Genomic DNA, 16,738 nt, shown 5'->3' on the forward strand with positions numbered 1-16,738 from the left:
GGCGCTGTTAATGCTTCAGAATGACGTAAAGCGCATGAATAATACCGGGTATAAAGCCCAGCAGGGTCAGTAAAATACTCAGCCAAAAGTGACCTTTTAAACCGACTTCCAGAAATACCCCGAGTGGCGGCAGAATAATAGCAAACAGTATTTTAATAGGGTCAGTTGCGGTAACAGCCATAAAAATCTCCTTAGGTTCAGATTGACTCCATTTAACTAAGCAGGAAACATGCCGACCAGGCAATAAATCACAACTTACTGATATTGTTTAAATTAAGAAGCTAAAAAGCGGGCAGGTATCGGTAAAAATAGCATCAGGTAACTGCCAACCGGTAAAGTTTACCGGCTAAGGCGTCGGGTCAGTGTTGGCGGCCCTGCCAGTTAACCAGCGATACCCCAACCAGGCAGCAGCCAGCAGGTATGGCAGGCCGCCGGGAACCCACATCAGTAAACCGGCCAGTTGCTGGTCTGCTAGCTGATGCTCAGGATAATAAAGAAGGGTGTCAGCAAATGTCAGCAATGCCCCCAGAAAACCGGTATGCATCAGAGTAAACAAGAGCGCCAGCAAGGCCCAGCTGCGGGTGCGCTCGCTACAATTAAGCACGGCCCACCATAGGATGGCAGCGCTGAAGATAAAACAAAAATGCTCCACTAAATGCCACCAGGGGTGCTCCAGCGCCAACACATAAAAACGGGGCGTATGCCAGAACCAGACCATAGCCGCATGCAAATAGGCCAGGCGTAGCGGAAATGCAGTCAGTTGCAGCAGGGGTTGCCATACCAGCCGGCCCCAGTGACCGCTGGCAGCAGCAAATTGCGCTAATGGCATGCTCAATGCCCACATTGGCGTTATTACTACCATAAACAGCATATGCTGGATCATATGGGCACTGGCACTGGTTTCAGCTAACTCATCCAGCGGCCCGATCACAGCAACTGCGCATAACACACAGCTGCTATGGAACAACAGCGCCCGCCACCGTTGCGGCGGCCTTTTTATACTACCGACCAGATAAAACAACCAGAATAATGCCAGCAGTATTACCGCTACCAACGCGGCCCAGAAAGTCGCACCGTCGCTTTGCAAGGGGTTATGCGCCTGCAATGGCAAGCTGGCACTGCCCAGTAACAACGCAACCAACCTGAAAACAATGTGCTTCGGGTTCAATTGCATGGGCTGAGCACCAGAACAGGCAGGCCGCCGGCCAGGGTGGCAACGGCTGCAGCCAGATATAACACTGTGCTGACATAGCCGGCAAACTGCGTTACGCCAGCGTCATGATGTTTAGCCCGGCGCTGCCGCAGACAGTAGCGGCCACAGCGCCAGGCCAGCAATAGCAACAACACCACAACCAACACCGTTAAGCCAAATAAACCGCCATTCAGCCAGGTAAAGGGGCTGTGCTGAGTAGCCGGTGGGGCAAACCGACACACCACCGATAAACCACCATACATGGCAATAAACCAGATGCTCCAGATAGTCAGGCCCACGACCAGCTGAACCGGATGGCCCGGATCTGACCAACGGGCCTTTTGTCTGCGCTGAGAGCTCATGCCAGTACTTTTCACTTAAGCGCCCCCCAGCCAAGCGGCAACAGAAAGAACAACGCCACACTGAGCCAGTATACCGCCAGATAGTAAAACCAAAAGGGTTTAACGACCTGCGGTTCATACGGCAAGCTGGCGCTGACATAGCCGCGGGCCACCCGAATTGCCTGCAGCGCTGTCAACACCATGGCCAGCGCGGCATGGCCTAACAAATATAATAAAATAACCTGTAACACCGCGTCGTGGGCGCTGTTCGAATAATCCAGCGGTGCCATCATAAATAGCGCCAGAACCATAATAAAATGCACTACGCCACAAGCAGCGCTAAACCATAACTGGCGCTGCAGCGTGCTATCATTCCCTTCAGCCAGACGCTGACACAAGCGTTGAAACAACCCCACCGCAATACAAACGGGTATACCGGATAGCAATAACAGCCACAGCGGCAAAGGCCCCTGATCCGGCGCAGACCACTGCGGCGCGGCTGTCCACAAATAAAACCAGCCAAATAACAGCGACATATACAGGGCACCATTGGCCAGCAGCGTGACTATCATGCCCCAGCGACCGGGGCCGTCAGTGGTGTGCGACTCCGGTAATAATGGTTGCTCACTGCTTACCTGAGCTAAGTGCAACGGCGCCGCCGCCGGATGGCCGCCATTCTCCCAACTCCAGCGCAGTAGCAGCACAACGCTAACAACAAATGCCAGCAAAGCAAATGGGTACCAGCGGCTGAGCAGGCTGATACAAACCACAGCCAGTGCCAGCGCACTGTATAGCGGCCACCAGGAATTAGCGGGTAGCTGCAAAATCTTCTGTAATTGGGCACTTACCGGCGAGGTACCATAGGTTTCACGCAGGCCGCTATTGGCATTGGCAAGCCCTTCCCGGCCACTGGCTATCCGCTGAGCCAGCTGCGGGTCCTGCCACAACGGCTGGCGGCTGCTAACTGTTGGTATGCTGGCAAAATTATACTGAGCCGGTGGCATATCCAGCGCCCATTCCAGCGTATCGGCTTGCCAGGGGTTGGCGGCAGCGCGTTTGCCAAACCAGAAATGCAGTAATAAATCCAGCAGCACCAGCGCTACGCCAATGGCCATGATAAAGCCACCAATCGATGACAATAAATTCAAGCCATCCCAGCCCAGCCCGGTTTCATAAGTGTAAACCCGGCGCGGCATGCCCAGTAAGCCAGTCAGATGCATTAATAAAAAGGTCAGGTTAAAGCCGCCAAAGGTTAACCAGAAGCCCCAGCGGCCAATCAGCGCTGAGGGCATTTTGCCTGAAACCAGCGGTAACCAGTAATAAAGCCCGGCGATTAACGGAAAGAACATGCCACCCACCAATACATAGTGCATGTGGGCCACCACAAAGTGCGTATCATGCACCTGCCAGTTAAACGGCACCAGCGCCAGCATCACCCCGGTCAGGCCACCACAGACAAAAATCACCAGAAAGCCACTTATCCAGAGCATTGGCAGGCGGAATACCACCTTGCCCCGCCACAGCGTGGCCAGCCAGGCAAATACCTGGATTGCGGTAGGGATGGCGACTAGCATACTGGCCACCGAGAAAAATGCCTGGGCAAGTTGCGGAATACCGACAGTAAACATATGGTGCACCCACAGCCCGAAGCTGATAAAGCCGGTTAAAATAATAGCGATGACTACCCAGCGATAACCAACGATTGGCCGGCCGCTGAACACCGGGATCAGGGTCGAGACAATGCCGGCGGCCGGCAGAAAAATTATGTAAACCTCAGGGTGGCCAAATAACCAGAATAAATGCTGCCACAGTAACGGATCGCCCCCTGCTGCCACCGTAAAAAATGGCATACCGGCCGCACGCTCCAGCTCCAGCAGAATACTGGCCAGAATGAGTGGTGGAAAGCCAAATACAATCATCAGGGCCATCACCAGAATGTACCAACAGAATAAGGGCATCCGGCTCAGGGTCATCCCCGGGGCGCGGCTGCACAAAATAGATACCGTCAGTTCAATACCCGCCGCCATCGCCGATATTTCAACAAAGGTAATACCCAGCAACCAGAAATCAGAGCCCGGCCCCGGTGCATAGTCACTGCTGCTGAGTGGCGTATACATAAACCAGCCGGAATCCGGGGCAATACCCAGCAGCAAGCTGGCCATAATAATAATGCCACCAAACAGATAGCAGTAGTAGCCGAGAGCGCTGATCCGCGGGAATACCAAATCGCGGGCGCCAATCATTTTCGGGATCAGATAAATCGCCAGCCCTTCCAGTACCGGAATGGCAAATAAGAACATCATCACACTACCATGCATGGTAAACAGCTGGCTGTAGGTTTCAGCGCTGATGATGTCCTGTTCTGGCAGTGCCAGCTGGGTTCTTAGCAGCATCGCCAGCACGCCGCCCACCAGGAAAAACAGCATACCGGTAACCATAAAACGCAAACCAATGGTGCCGTGGTTTACTGCTGCCAGACTGCCCCAGCCGGGTAAATTCGCCCAAACCCGGGCCAACTGTTGCTTAAAAACAGCTGGCGAAACGCCAGACTCGTGCTCAGTCATCAGCGTTACCTCCGTCAGCTGCAGCGCCTGCAACAGTTTGCTCCGCCAGCAACCTGGCAAAATCTTCAGGCTGATGCGCCGTTACGGTAAATTGCATATGCGCATGGCCCAGACCGCAGTATTCAGCGCACTGGCCACGGTATACACCCGCAGCGGATGCTTCCAGCCGCAGGACATTGGTGCGCCCAGGCAACATGTCCAGTTTTACGCCAAGCCGCGGTACCCAGAACGAATGAATAACATCGGCGCTGGTTATATGCAGATGCACCACAGTATTAACCGGAATATGCAGCTCATCTGTCAGCTGCCAGTTATAGCCCGGATACTCAACCTGCCAGTACCACTGATGGCCGGTCACCTTAATCTGGATGGCGTCTTCATCTTCTATCGGCATCATCCGTTGCCCTATCGGTATGCCAATAATTAATAGAATGGTAATGCTGAGCACCGGCAAGGCCAGTCCGCCCCAGATAATCCAGCCACTGACCCCGGTCACCGGCAGCTCAGGCGCCCGTCGTTTTATCGCGTAGTGCCAGAGCAGCACCACAATAAGTAGCACCAGAGAGAAAAAGCCAAACATTAGCCACCACAACAGGGCCACGTCGGCTGCGGCCGGCCCCTGGGGATCCAGGCTGGAATAAGGCCCGCTGCAGCCGCTGATGGCGGACAACAGGATAACGGGCCAGAACACTGCTACACTTTGCCTCAATATGGCCCGGATGCAGCGCAGTAACGTCGCCGCAGGGCGTTTAATCTGCAGAGGTAAACCATGTCGATGGAACCCATCACCAGCCAGATCAAAGTATTTGGCCACCCCATCCACCCAGGACTTATTCATTTCCCGGTGGCCGCACTGCTGGGACTGATTGCCACCGATTTGGCCTTTATGTACAGCACTGATCCGTTCTGGGCCCGCGCCAGCTTGTGGTTGTCGGGGGTGGGCGCGGTGGGCGGCTGGCTGGCCAGCAGTGCCGGGCTGATGGATTTGTTGCTGGTAAGCCAGATAAGACGGCTGATCAGTGGCTGGTGCCACGCTATTCTGGCCGTGATGTTGTTGTCGCTGGCTACCTTTAACTGGTTGCTGCGTTTGCCGGACGCCGCGGCTCAAATCATGCCGAAAGGCTTGTATTTGTCGCTGCTCAGCGGGGTATTGATTATTGCAACCGGTTACCTTGGCGGCCGGCTGGTTTATGAATATGCGGTTGGGGTTAACATTGACGATATGCTGCAACAGGATGCGAAATCGTAGCGCAACCGTGCGCCATTTAACGGTTTTTATCAGGCAAACCATCGAAATGCCTCCAGCTGCGGCTTTAGTAGCACCACAGTAATAATGCACAGTACCAATAATAAAACCGTACAGAGCAAACCGATGCTTTTGCCGCTAATACCCCGGGCCCCCGGGCGCTGGCTGTATAAAATCAGCAGTCCGGCCGCGACATGGCAGACAACCAGAGCGGTTACCAGGGTAAGTTTTAATAACAACCAACTACTGAAATTACTGCTAAAAGCAAAAATAGCGGTACCGGATATGATAGCGATCAGACCTGCCGGACTGGCGAGCCGGGTAAACCATACCCGCTCCAGCGTATCCACCTCACTGCCGGTTTGCAGACCAGCATCGGTGCGGGACATCAATATTAGTAAAATACTCAGCGCCGCGGCCCAGGTAACCAGGCTCGCAATATGCAAAAACAACAACCAGACCATCAACCTATTCCATTAGCTGCAGGCAAAATAAGCAAAACCTCAGATAAAATGTTAATCAGATGAATATTTTAATTTATGCAGTTAACTGTAGCAGACAAAATAACAAGCGCAGCCCGGCAGCCATAAAAACTTTAGCCGCCGGGTTCAGACCCTGGCAATGGTTGCCAGAGCGGCCACGCCGGATAAGCAGCCACATTAGCTGTTTTGAATTTTAAAAACGCTGCAATACAGTACCGGTAAAAACAGCAGTGTCAGGAGCGTGGCAAAGCCCAGACCAAACATAATAACCACCGCCAGACTGGCAAAAAATACGTCTCCCAGCAACGGTATCATCCCCAGAATGGTGGTAATGGCCGCCATCGCAACCGGCCGTACCCGGCTGACCGCACTGTCAAATACGGCATCAAATGCCGCTTTGCCCTCACTCAGCTCCAGCTTTATCTGTTCGACCAGCACAATACAGTTCTTTATCAGCATGCCGGATAAACTTAAAAAGCCCAACAGCGCAATAAAACCAAAAGGCGCCCCTAACAGCAATAAACCAAAACTGACGCCGATAATCGCCAGTGGCACACAGGCCCAGATCACCAAAGCACTGCGCAGCGAATTAAACAGCAGTACAGTTACCACAAACATCATCAGATAACCGAGCGGCAACGAGCTGAACAAAGCCTGCTGGGCTTTTTGCTGTGCTTCAAATTCGCCGCCCCAACTGAGGAAATAGCCGGTAGGTAACACAATAGCGTCAATCTGAGCCTGCACCCTGGCCTGTAAAGCTGAGGCCGTGTCATCAGTCAGGTTGTTGTGATCAGCCATAACGGTAATGGTGCGTTTGCGGTCACGCCGTTGAATTTGCGCATCTTCCCACACCAAATCAAAACCGGTAACCACCTGGGTTATTGGCACATAGCGCTGCAGTTTATTGCTGTATACCTGTAAATCATACAGGGCATCCAGATTGTCACGCTCAGCCAGCGGCGAGCGGGCAATAATCGGCAACAAATGGGTGCCATCCCGATAAATGCCCACCGTGCGGCCAGCCATGCTGGTTAGCAGAACTTCGTCGATATCCTGCTTGCTGATCCCCGCCCGGCGGGCCATTGCCTCATTAAAACGCGGCCGGATCACCTTTGCCCGCTCACGCCAGTTATCTCTGATACTAACGGCCTGACCATCAGAGAGTAAGATTGTTTTGGCCTGCGCCGCCAATTTTCGCAGCACATCCGGATCACTACCGCTAAACCGGGCTTCAATTTTTGCCGGCGTAGAGGGCCCCACTTCTAATCGCAATAATTTATGCTGCACTCTGGGCAACTGTGCAGTGATGTAATCGCGGGTCTGTTGCATAAGTTCTGGCAACTGTTCACGTTGCTCCGCCCGAACAATAAGCTGACTGTAGGCTGCAAAATTTTTCTCCGGCTGATAAGTCAGCATAAAGCGCTCGGCGCCGCGGCCACTGGTGCTGGTGACATGGCTAACCCCAGCCAGATTGGTAAGGTAATTCATCAGCTGCTGCGCATCTTCACTGGCATGGCGAATATCGGTACCTTCTGGTTGCCACAGGTCAACCAGAAAAATCGGGGTATTCGACGGTGGAAAAAACACCTGTTTTACGTTGCCAAAACCAATTACTGCCGCGACTAACAGTACTACTGTCAGCAGATAGGTGCTCAGCCGGTGGCGCAGGGCCAGGTTCAGCATTATGCGGTACAGGTTAAAAATAGCCCCCTGATATAACGGTGCCGGTTCATTGGTAGTAGCTTGCACTTTGTCTTTAAACAAGATGCTGGCAAAAAACGGCGTCAGGGTAATAGCGGTTACCCAGCTCAGCAGCAATGACACCAGTAGCACCCAGAACAGGCTGCCGGCAAACTCACCGGTAGCGTCACTGGATAAACCAATGGGTGCAAACGCAGCTATGGCAATAACGGTCGCGCCTAATAACGGCCATTGGGTTTGCTTAACGATTAAACTGGCGGCGTCTGCCAGTTTTAACCGGCGCTGCATCCCTATCAGAATACCTTCGGTAATGACGATGGCGTTATCGACCAGCATGCCAAGGGCGATAATCAGCGCCCCCAGTGACACCCGCTGTAGCTCAATATTCATTTGCTGCATAAAAATAAAGGTACCCAGTACCGTTAACAGCAAGATAACCCCAATTAAAATGCCGCTACGCAGCCCCATAAACAGCAGCAACACCACAATAACAATGGCCACGGCAGCAGCCAGGTTAACTATAAAGCCACTGACTGAACTGGCTACTTCGTCCGGCTGGTTATAAATAGTGCTGACAGTGATCCCCACCGGTTTGTTGTACTCCAGCTCTGCCAGGCGCTGACGTACCTGGTCCCCGGCTTCCACCACATTAACGCCACCGGAGAACGATACCCCGAGCGTCAGGGCAGTCTGACCATTAAACCGAATAAGCTGATTGGGCACCTCGGCATTTTCAAGATAAACCTGCGCCACATCACCCAGATAGATTAGTTCTGTTGAATCAGGGCTGGAAATAATCAGGTTCTCCAGCTCCGCCACCGATTCAAATTCACCGGTAGGAAAGATCCGCAGCCGGTCCGGCCCCACTTTAATAGAACCAGCATTAGCGACCATATTCTGGCTTTGCAATAAGGCAGATAAGGTTTGTGGCGCAATGCCCAGGGCGGTTAACCGCGGGCGGGAAATTTCAACAATAACCTGTTGCTGCTGTACGCCCCCTACTGCCACCTTGCCGACACTTGGCACCAGCACTAACTCGCGCCGCAGAAAGTCGACATAATCACGCAGTTCATCCTCACTGTAGCCATCGCCGGTTATTGCATACAAAATGCCGTAAACGTCGCCGAAATCATCTTTAACCTGCGGGTTTTGCACACCCGGTGGTAATTGCGGTTGTAAGTCGTTAACTTTATGACGTAGCTCATCCCAGATTTGCTTCAGTTCTTTCGCCCGGTAGGTATCTTTCATTTCCACCATCAGTTGCGATAGCCCTGCCGATGAGACCGAACTGACATGATTTACATAGGGTAATTGCTGAATAGCGTTTTCCAGTGGATAGCTTACTTCCTCTTCCACCTGCACAGGCGATGCCCCGGGATACTGGGTGATGATTAGCGCTTGCTTTAAGGTAAACTGCGGATCTTCTAACCGGCCAAGCCCAAGATACGAGACGATGCCGCCAAATAATAATATTGCGGCAAATAACCAGGACGAGGTTCGATTGCGAATAAAATAACGGGCCAGATCCATGGTTACAGCCCCCGCTCACGCACCCATGGCCGTACCTGCTGGCCCTCATTCAGATGATGTACACCGGCACTGACAACTTGTTCCCCTACTGCCAGACCTGAGGTTATCGCCGCGCCGGCACTGGTTAAACTGCTGACAGTGATTTCGCGCCGCTCAACCAGACCGGTATCGGGGTTGTACACCCAGACATAGCTTTGCTGGCTGTTTAACGTAGCGTCATCAGGCAGAAAAACAGCGCTGGCCGGAATAAATAACGCATCAACATAAGCGGCGTTAATTTTACTGACTTCGGCTATAACATTCGCTGTCATGCCCGAGAGCACGTTAAATTCGGTCGGTGTCGCCATACTGAACACCACTTTAAAACTGTTGGTTGCCGGATCGGCACGGGTATCCCATTCGCGAATGCGGGCCCGGTAGCGGTACATTGGATGCGAGTCGAATACCACTTCAGGCTGGTAATCAAAATCTTTGCCGACATTGGAAATCACATCTTCCGGTACCTGAATGACCACATCCACCTGATCCCGCACCTGCAACTCCATTATCGGTTGCTGGGCAGCGATGTTTTCATGATTATCGACCAGCAGACGGGAAACAATACCGGCAAAAGGGGCCTGCAGCCGGGTATAACTGAGTGCGGTTTCAGCCGTAGATAAATCTGCCTGAGCAACCTGTAATTGGGCTTTAGCCTCATCAAACACCGCTTGCGACACCAACTTCTGGGCAATGAGTTGTTCTGCACGGGTGAATTGGGTCTGTGCCAGATCGTACCGCGCCCGCGCTTGATCCAGTTTTAAGGTAAAGTCGGTATCGTCCAGCCGGGCCAGTAATTCCCCTTTCTGAACCTGTTGCCCGGGCCGGGCCATCAACTGCACTAGCTTGCCAGTGACCCTGAAAGTTAAGTTGGCCCGTACTGTCGGCTCAACCACGGCAGGAAACTGACGCACTGCGCCGCCGCCATCACTGCCAACCAGATGCAATTTTACCGGCCGAATTAACGGCTCAGGGTTATCAGCTACCGGTTCGCTGCAGCCCGACAGCAACAATCCACAGCATAGTAACAGTAATAAGCTTGAGTAACGCCGCATAGTAATCTTCCTGAAAGCTGACAAAACCAAGGCAACAATAACTGACCTGCCATTAATGGCGGCCAATCACATCTGACCAGTGAAGCTTATTAAACATCAAAAGCCCGAGCTTAACAGCAAGTTTTTTAGCTGACGATTAAATTTCCAGTAATGCCTGCTTTAACTGATGCAATTCGTCCCGCAGGGCTGCCGCCTGTTCAAACTCCAGATCTTTAGCATGCTGCAGCATCTTCTGCTCCAGTTGCTTCATTTGTGCCTGTAGCTGGTAAGGTGTTTTGCCTTTAATCAGCTTAACCTGCTCGGCCACTTTACGCAGCGCAGTTGGTGCTGTGGGGGCCTGACCTAAATCCATCACATCCGATATCTTTTTGCGAATTGCCGTGGGCTCGATACCCTGTTTTAAATTGTGGGCAATTTGTTTGGCGCGCCGCCGCTCTGTCTCATCAATGGCACGCTGCATTGAGCCGGTTATCCGGTCAGCGTACAAAATCGCTTTACCTTTCAGGTTTCGGGCGGCCCGACCCATGGTCTGAATTAGCGAGCGGTCAGAGCGCAAAAAACCTTCTTTATCGGCGTCGAGAATAGCAACCAGCGACACCTCGGGGATATCCAGACCTTCACGCAGTAAATTAATCCCCACCAACACGTCAAATACACCCAGGCGTAAATCCCGGATAATCTCCATTCGTTCCACGGTATCAATATCTGAATGCAGGTAACGCACCCGGATCTGATGGTCGTTCAGATATTCGGTTAAATCTTCCGCCATCTTTTTGGTCAGGGTGGTGACCAGTACCCGCTCACTCACGTTGGCCCGCTGCAGCGCCTCTGACATTAAGTCATCAACCTGGGTAGCAACCGGTCGTATTTCAATAACCGGGTCAACCAAACCGGTAGGCCTTACCACCTGCTCGATAACTTCACCACCCGATTTTTCCAGCTCATACTTGGCTGGAGTGGCCGAAACATATATCCGCTGCGGCGCAATTGCTTCAAACTCATCGAATTTTAACGGCCGGTTATCCAGTGCCGATGGCAGCCTAAAACCATAATTAACCAGATTTTCCTTGCGTGAGCGATCGCCTTTATACATGGCGCCAATTTGCGAAACAGTGACATGTGACTCATCAATAAACATCAGGCCATCAGCCGGGAAGTAATCCAGCAGGGTTGGTGGTGGCTCGCCATTGGCCCGGCCCGACAAATAGCGGGAATAGTTCTCAATGCCTGAGCAATAACCCAGTTCCACCATCATCTCAATATCGAACTGGGTGCGCTGAGCAATACGCTGCTCTTCCAGCAACTTATTATCACTGAGTAAATCGGCGCGGCGGGACGCCAGTTCGGTTTTGATATTTTCAACCGCAGCCAGAATTTTCTCCCGCGGCGTAACATAGTGGGTTTTCGGATAAATCGTATAACGGGTTACAGTCTGCTCTACCGCACCGGTGAGCGGGTCAAAAATACTGATCCGTTCAATTTCTTCGTCAAACAACTCAACTCTTACCGCCAGCTCGTCCGATTCTGCCGGAAAAATATCAATCACATCGCCCCTGACCCGATAGGTAGCACGCTGAAACTCAATATCATTGCGGCTGTATTGCAGTTCAGCCAGCCGGCGCAGAATAAAACGCTGATCAACAATGTCACCCACTTTTAAATGCAGTAACATCTTCATATAAGATTCAGGGTCACCCAGACCATAAATCGCTGACACCGAGGCAATAATCACCACATCACGCCGCTCCATCAGCGCTTTAGTGGCCGACAGGCGCATTTGCTCGATATGCTCATTAATTGAGGCATCTTTTTCAATAAAGGTGTCGGTCGAAGGCACATAGGCTTCCGGCTGATAGTAGTCATAATATGAAACAAAATATTCAACTGAATTGTGAGGAAAGAACTCTTTCATCTCACCATACAGCTGGGCTGCCAGGGTTTTGTTATGCGCCATAATCAGAGTTGGCCGGTTTACTCTGGCAATCACATTGGCCATGGTAAAGGTTTTACCCGAACCGGTTACCCCAAGTAATGTCTGGTGAGCCAGCCCGGCTTCCAGGCCATCAACCAGTTTAGTAATCGCTTCCGGTTGATCTCCTGCAGGCTGGTAGTCTGAAACCAATTCAAATGGACGGGTCATGCGGACTCCTTTAATTTAAATAAGCTGACCCGGTTAAACCAACTATAGGCAATGGCCGCAGTAAAAATATTGGCAATAACACAACCGGCAAACACGCCAACTACCCCAAATAGCTTCCCGCCAGCCCAGGCGAGCGGAACATAAAATACAAATAAGCGGATTAAACTAAGCCACAAGGCATTAGCCGGTAAATGTAAGGCATTAAACGACGAGTTCGTTAATATCGTGATGCCCTGCAAACCATAAGCCAGCGGCACTATCCACAAAAACCAACGAATATAGCGCGCCACATCCGGGTCCTCAGTAAACATCGCGGCAATGGGCCAGGCCAGTACCGCAAGTAACAAATAGACGGCAAATTGCCAGCGGATAATAAAAAACGTGGTCAGCTTATACGCCTGTTGCACCCGCTGTAACTTGTCGGCACCAAAATTCTGGCTGATAAAAGGTGGCAACGTCATTGATAATGCCAGCACCACCAAGGATGCCAGACTTTCCAACCTGGCCCCGACACCAAATGCTGCAACAGCAGCAGCGCCGTAACTGGCCATAATGGCGGTCAAAATCGCCATGGCTAAGGGCGTCAGCATATTTGCGCCTGCCGCAGGCATGCCAATTCGCAGAATTTTACGATAAATCGGTAGCGCAATAGTAAAGGGTTGCCATACCGAAATTAACAAACCGCGTTTAAACAACAACCAGATAATCAGACCACAACCGAGCGTCCATGCCAGAACAGACGCCAGAGCAGCGCCCTGCATGCCCATCGCCGGCACCGGGCCAAGGCCAAAGATAAACACCGGGTCTAAGATAGCGTTAACGACTCCACCAGAGGCCATAATCAAACTGGGGGTTTTAGTATCACCAGAGGCCCTGAGAACCGCATTGCCCACCATCGGCATGACCAGCAATACTGCACCGGCAAACCAGATAAACATATAGTCCTGAATATAACCTAAAGTCTCGTCGCCCGCCCCCAGCAGGCGGAACATCGGATTAATCAGCGCCATACCCAGCAGACTTAATGCCAATACTAAATAAGTTGCCAACCATAAAGCAGCTAGTGAATCCGCCTGAGCTTCTTTGTTATGGCCCGCTCCCAGCGCTTTGGCAATAATAGCCGAGGTGCCAATACTCAGGCCAATGGCCAGACTTATTACGGTAAAGGTAACCGGAAATGTAAAGCTGATAGCCGCAAGCGGTGTGGTACCCAGCATACTGATAAAGAAGGTGTCGACCAGATTAAAAGTCATTAACGTTAACATGCCGGCTAACACTGGCACTGTCATACTGCGCAAAGTACTGCTGATATTACCCTGTAAAATCTGATTGGCGGGCGACGCCTGGTTACTCATACATCCGGCCTGCTGAACAATAAGCCGCTATTGTAGTGAAAAGCACTGATCCATACCATGGTAAAGCCTTAAAAAGCGTGGCATTAATGAAAATCTGCCGCAATAAACGTGCGGCTGCGACAAATAGTTCACAATTCGGCCCCTGCTTATTTTATGCCAGTTTGGATTACTTTAAGGGAAACCAGTTTTTGCTGCTATTTTCTCATCTTATTGTTTTATATAGGTATTATATTTTTCACTTTGCAGCTTGACCCCCTTGAAAGGCAGAGAATACAAGGCTTAGCCACGCCAAATACAGAGTAACACACAGACTTATCCACAACTTCTGTGGGTAACTTTTGTGAAGCCTGCAACCACCTGCTCTGGCAGCAACTACGGAACGATATATTGACTTATTACGGCTAAAAATAATCGGTTATTTTGGCATTGTTATCACCAAAATAACCGGTATTTGCTTAAACAATATGCAAGTAAACCAGACATAGGCAAAACTGAGCAGCAAAGTGTTGACAGGGTCCATAGCTGGCATTAGTATTGCGCCCCGTTGAATGCTGTTCCCCAATAGCTCAGCTGGTTAGAGCGGCGGACTGTTAATCCGTAGGTCGTTGGTTCGAGTCCAACTTGGGGAGCCAACAGCAGCAACAATTGTTCTACATTTCCCCAATAGCTCAGCTGGTTAGAGCGGCGGACTGTTAATCCGTAGGTCGTTGGTTCGAGTCCAACTTGGGGAGCCAACCGCTTGATCAATATTTTACTTTTCCCCAATAGCTCAGCTGGTTAGAGCGGCGGACTGTTAATCCGTAGGTCGTTGGTTCGAGTCCAACTTGGGGAGCCACAAGCTGCTTCTCAGCTGTTTTTCCTGCTGTCTGTCGTTATTTATTCCTTTCTCGGTATTTTTTTGATTTAATTAGCTTTCTATTCTTTTTGACTAAACTATATTAAGCGTTAGACAAGGAAGCAAATTATGTTTGGTGGTCAGGGCTTATGAAGATATTTAAAACCTTATTAATGGCACAATTGCTTACTGCAATATTACTGGCAGCGGTTACCGTGTCAGCTCTGGTAATATACAGTCAACAACTGGTGGAGATTCGCGAACGGAATGCGCGTAATACCATTGAACAAATTTTAGCCCATCATCTTTCAGGCGATGCCAAAGTACTTAGCAGGCAATTAGACCGGAGTTTTGATTTACAAAGCCTACGCATTAGCCAGCTTGATGGCACGGTTTTACACGAACAGAATAGTGCCCGCTCTGCTACTACTGCCGCAATGTGGGCACTGCAAACGGCTGGCAGCCAGTTCAGGCCGGTCTTGCTGCGAAGTGAAGAACACGGTATTCAGCTTAGCTATCAACTTAATCACAAGCCGATGCTGGCCCCCCTGCAACAACTGGGTTTTATCCTGCTGTTAGCCCCTTTTATCATTGGCTGGTTAACCGTTATTATTGCTAAAAGCAGTATTAACCGTAGTTACCGCAAAACATCTAAAGCCGTTAACCAACTGATTGATGGCTTTATTCAGGACCCGCAAAAAGCTGAGCCAAATTGGAACAATATTCCACCTGAGTTTTCGGACATTAATGTTGCTTTACAAAAACTGGCCAATTATAGCAAAAAACAATACAGTGAGATGACCACTGCGGCTTATCAGATAGCAGAAGAAGCGTATAAAGATCCGGTAACCGACCTGCCCAATCGCAACCGATTCGTCCAGTATTATGAAGACCATTGTAAAGTATCCAAGGAAACTGACTTTGGGGTGTTTGCAATTACCCGCTGTACCGAGTTACAGAGCCTGAATCAGACCCGCGGTTATCAGGAAGGCGATCAATACATTAAAGATGTCGCTAATATTGTGCGCAAAGTGGCCGACGCTTACAAAGACGCCCGAATATTCCGCTTAAACAGCTCTGATTTTGGCATTCTCCTGCCCCGCATAACGCCGAAAGAAGCCGAGAACTTTGCTCTGCAACTGCAAAGCCGCTTTAACGAATACCAGAAAAATGCCGAGCTCGATTCAATCGCCTATACCGGTCTGGTAACTTACGAAAGTGGCAAAGCACTGGGGGAGTTGCTGGCCGTTGCCGATACGTCGATCAGCCTGGCGCAAACCAAGCAGACCAACGCCTGGCATTTACAAAAAGACTCGGCCGGTCTGGAGATGGCCAGCAGTGGTTATGGCAATCAGAACTGGCGCAATGTGATTGAAGACGTGTTAAATAATAACCGGATCGCGTTACTAACCCAACTTATCCAACCGTCAAACCGCTCTGCCAAAGCTTATTCTGAAATTCTGGTACGGTTTAAAACTCAGGAAAATCAAGTACTGCCAACTGCATCGTTTTTAGCGATGGCGGAAAAACTGGATAAAATCATTGCCGTCGACCGGTTAATTATCGAAACGGCATTAACCACCATCAAAAACCGCAATTTGCAGGATCAGTATTTCGGTTTAAACTTGTCACCGCGCTGTGTCCATGATGATCAATTTGTTATCTGGCTGGAACGCCGCTTGTTGAAAGATGCCCATATTGCAGCAAAACTGATTTTTGAAGTATCGGAGTTTGGTTTGCAGCAAAACCTGAAAACCAGTAAGCGCTTTATCGATATGGTCCACCGTGCCGGTGCCCGTATTACGGTAGAAAAATTCGGCGTGGGTATTACCTCGTTTAAGTTCTTCCGAGATTTAAAACCAGACTTCGTCAAAATGGACGGCAGTTACACCCGCAGAATTGATGAAGATAAAAATAACCAATATTTTATGCGCTTAATGATCGATCTGGCGCACCGGATTGGTGTAGGTGTATTCGCTGAAAGCGTTGAAACGCAGGAAGAGAAGCACATGCTGGAGTCGTTGTTTATCGATGGTAACCAGGGTTACTATGTCGGTAAACCGGCACCGATTTAACTACGGCTAGTTAGTGGCAGTTAACCTGGTTATACCGGCCCGGTTAACTGCCATGAAAACCTGACACTGTAAGGGGCTGGCGTAATAACCCTACAGTTTGTTTGGTTGTAACCACTTAGACATCATTGCATAATACCCGCCTGTTAAGTGTCTGAGCGCAACTACCTAAGCCCAACTATGACTGAA

12 protein-coding genes and 3 tRNA genes are annotated in these 16,738 nt (G+C 50.6%); 5 read left to right on the top strand and 10 right to left on the bottom strand.

Going from position 1 to position 16,738, the window contains the following annotated elements:
* Positions 1-7: 7 nt before the first annotated feature.
* The 5 genes from KG631_RS11290 to coxB form a co-directional block, all read right to left on the bottom strand.
* Positions 8-181 (bottom strand): YqaE/Pmp3 family membrane protein, encoded by a 174-nt coding sequence (locus KG631_RS11290; protein WP_097109909.1) that lies wholly within the window; start codon positions 179-181, stop codon positions 8-10.
* Positions 182-346: 165 nt separating this feature from the next.
* On the bottom strand, positions 347-1,174 hold the full coding sequence (locus KG631_RS11295; protein ID WP_213999828.1) for a cytochrome c oxidase assembly protein: 828 nt from the start codon (positions 1,172-1,174) through the stop codon (positions 347-349).
* Positions 1,165-1,554: a hypothetical protein gene (locus tag KG631_RS11300; RefSeq protein ID WP_213999829.1), complete on the bottom strand. Its 390-nt coding sequence runs from the start codon at positions 1,552-1,554 to the stop codon at positions 1,165-1,167. The genes KG631_RS11295 and KG631_RS11300 overlap by 10 nt, the downstream gene beginning before the upstream one ends.
* Positions 1,555-1,565: 11 nt before the next feature.
* Entirely contained in the window at positions 1,566-4,097 is a 2,532-nt protein-coding gene (ctaD, locus tag KG631_RS11305; protein WP_213999830.1) for a cytochrome c oxidase subunit I, read from the bottom strand.
* Positions 4,090-4,788 carry a cytochrome c oxidase subunit II gene (gene coxB, locus KG631_RS11310; protein ID WP_365868917.1) on the bottom strand — a complete coding sequence of 233 codons (699 nt, stop codon included), beginning with the start codon at positions 4,786-4,788 and terminating at the stop codon, positions 4,090-4,092. Before coxB ends, ctaD begins: the two co-directional genes overlap by 8 nt.
* A gap of 78 nt (positions 4,789-4,866) precedes the next feature.
* Here coxB and KG631_RS11315 point away from each other — a divergent pair, with 78 nt between their 5' ends.
* Positions 4,867-5,346 carry a DUF2231 domain-containing protein gene (locus KG631_RS11315; protein WP_301003764.1) on the top strand — a complete coding sequence of 160 codons (480 nt, stop codon included), beginning with the start codon at positions 4,867-4,869 and terminating at the stop codon, positions 5,344-5,346.
* A 29-nt stretch (positions 5,347-5,375) separates the two neighbouring features.
* Here KG631_RS11315 and KG631_RS11320 read toward each other — a convergent pair whose 3' ends face one another.
* The 5 genes from KG631_RS11320 to KG631_RS11340 form a co-directional block, all read right to left on the bottom strand.
* Complete coding sequence (locus KG631_RS11320) at positions 5,376-5,807, bottom strand: CopD family protein (protein WP_213999832.1); 432 nt, start codon at positions 5,805-5,807, stop codon at positions 5,376-5,378.
* A 195-nt stretch (positions 5,808-6,002) separates the two neighbouring features.
* Positions 6,003-9,056 (bottom strand): efflux RND transporter permease subunit, encoded by a 3,054-nt coding sequence (locus tag KG631_RS11325; protein ID WP_213999833.1) that lies wholly within the window; start codon positions 9,054-9,056, stop codon positions 6,003-6,005.
* Between the two features lie 2 nt (positions 9,057-9,058).
* Positions 9,059-10,147, bottom strand: coding sequence for an efflux RND transporter periplasmic adaptor subunit (locus KG631_RS11330; RefSeq protein ID WP_213999834.1), 1,089 nt, complete (start codon positions 10,145-10,147; stop codon positions 9,059-9,061).
* Positions 10,148-10,283: 136 nt separating this feature from the next.
* Positions 10,284-12,287, bottom strand: coding sequence for an excinuclease ABC subunit UvrB (uvrB, locus tag KG631_RS11335; protein WP_213999835.1), 2,004 nt, complete (start codon positions 12,285-12,287; stop codon positions 10,284-10,286).
* Complete coding sequence (locus KG631_RS11340) at positions 12,284-13,642, bottom strand: MATE family efflux transporter (protein WP_213999836.1); 1,359 nt, start codon at positions 13,640-13,642, stop codon at positions 12,284-12,286. The genes uvrB and KG631_RS11340 overlap by 4 nt, the downstream gene beginning before the upstream one ends.
* A gap of 555 nt (positions 13,643-14,197) precedes the next feature.
* On the opposite strand from KG631_RS11340, the gene KG631_RS11345 reads away from it, so the two are divergent.
* From KG631_RS11345 to KG631_RS11360, 4 genes are all read left to right on the top strand, one after another.
* Positions 14,198-14,274 (top strand) — tRNA-Asn (locus KG631_RS11345).
* Positions 14,275-14,299: 25 nt separating this feature from the next.
* Positions 14,300-14,376, top strand: a tRNA-Asn gene (locus KG631_RS11350).
* Positions 14,377-14,400: 24 nt separating this feature from the next.
* A tRNA-Asn gene (locus KG631_RS11355) sits at positions 14,401-14,477 on the top strand.
* A 149-nt stretch (positions 14,478-14,626) separates the two neighbouring features.
* Positions 14,627-16,552 carry a GGDEF domain-containing protein gene (locus KG631_RS11360; protein WP_213999837.1) on the top strand — a complete coding sequence of 642 codons (1,926 nt, stop codon included), beginning with the start codon at positions 14,627-14,629 and terminating at the stop codon, positions 16,550-16,552.
* Positions 16,553-16,738 lie beyond the last annotated feature (186 nt).

Origin of the sequence: Arsukibacterium sp. (assembly GCF_018402695.1) — a bacterium.
GTDB lineage: Bacteria > Pseudomonadota > Gammaproteobacteria > Enterobacterales > Alteromonadaceae > Alishewanella.

What these genes read in the sequence shown, in the direction of transcription:
- uvrB (WP_213999835.1), bottom strand. Translation starts at nt 12,287, where the DNA reads ATGACCCGTCCATTTGAATTGGTTTCAGACTACCAGCCTGCAGGAGAT.
- KG631_RS11315 (WP_301003764.1), top strand. Translation starts at nt 4,867, where the DNA reads ATGTCGATGGAACCCATCACCAGCCAGATCAAAGTATTTGGCCACCCC.
- KG631_RS11330 (WP_213999834.1), bottom strand. Translation starts at nt 10,147, where the DNA reads ATGCGGCGTTACTCAAGCTTATTACTGTTACTATGCTGTGGATTGTTG.
- KG631_RS11300 (WP_213999829.1), bottom strand. Translation starts at nt 1,554, where the DNA reads ATGAGCTCTCAGCGCAGACAAAAGGCCCGTTGGTCAGATCCGGGCCAT.
- ctaD (WP_213999830.1), bottom strand. Translation starts at nt 4,097, where the DNA reads ATGACTGAGCACGAGTCTGGCGTTTCGCCAGCTGTTTTTAAGCAACAG.
- KG631_RS11290 (WP_097109909.1), bottom strand. Translation starts at nt 181, where the DNA reads ATGGCTGTTACCGCAACTGACCCTATTAAAATACTGTTTGCTATTATT.
- KG631_RS11295 (WP_213999828.1), bottom strand. Translation starts at nt 1,174, where the DNA reads ATGCAATTGAACCCGAAGCACATTGTTTTCAGGTTGGTTGCGTTGTTA.
- KG631_RS11320 (WP_213999832.1), bottom strand. Translation starts at nt 5,807, where the DNA reads ATGGTCTGGTTGTTGTTTTTGCATATTGCGAGCCTGGTTACCTGGGCC.
- KG631_RS11360 (WP_213999837.1), top strand. Translation starts at nt 14,627, where the DNA reads ATGAAGATATTTAAAACCTTATTAATGGCACAATTGCTTACTGCAATA.
- KG631_RS11340 (WP_213999836.1), bottom strand. Translation starts at nt 13,642, where the DNA reads ATGAGTAACCAGGCGTCGCCCGCCAATCAGATTTTACAGGGTAATATC.
- KG631_RS11325 (WP_213999833.1), bottom strand. Translation starts at nt 9,056, where the DNA reads ATGGATCTGGCCCGTTATTTTATTCGCAATCGAACCTCGTCCTGGTTA.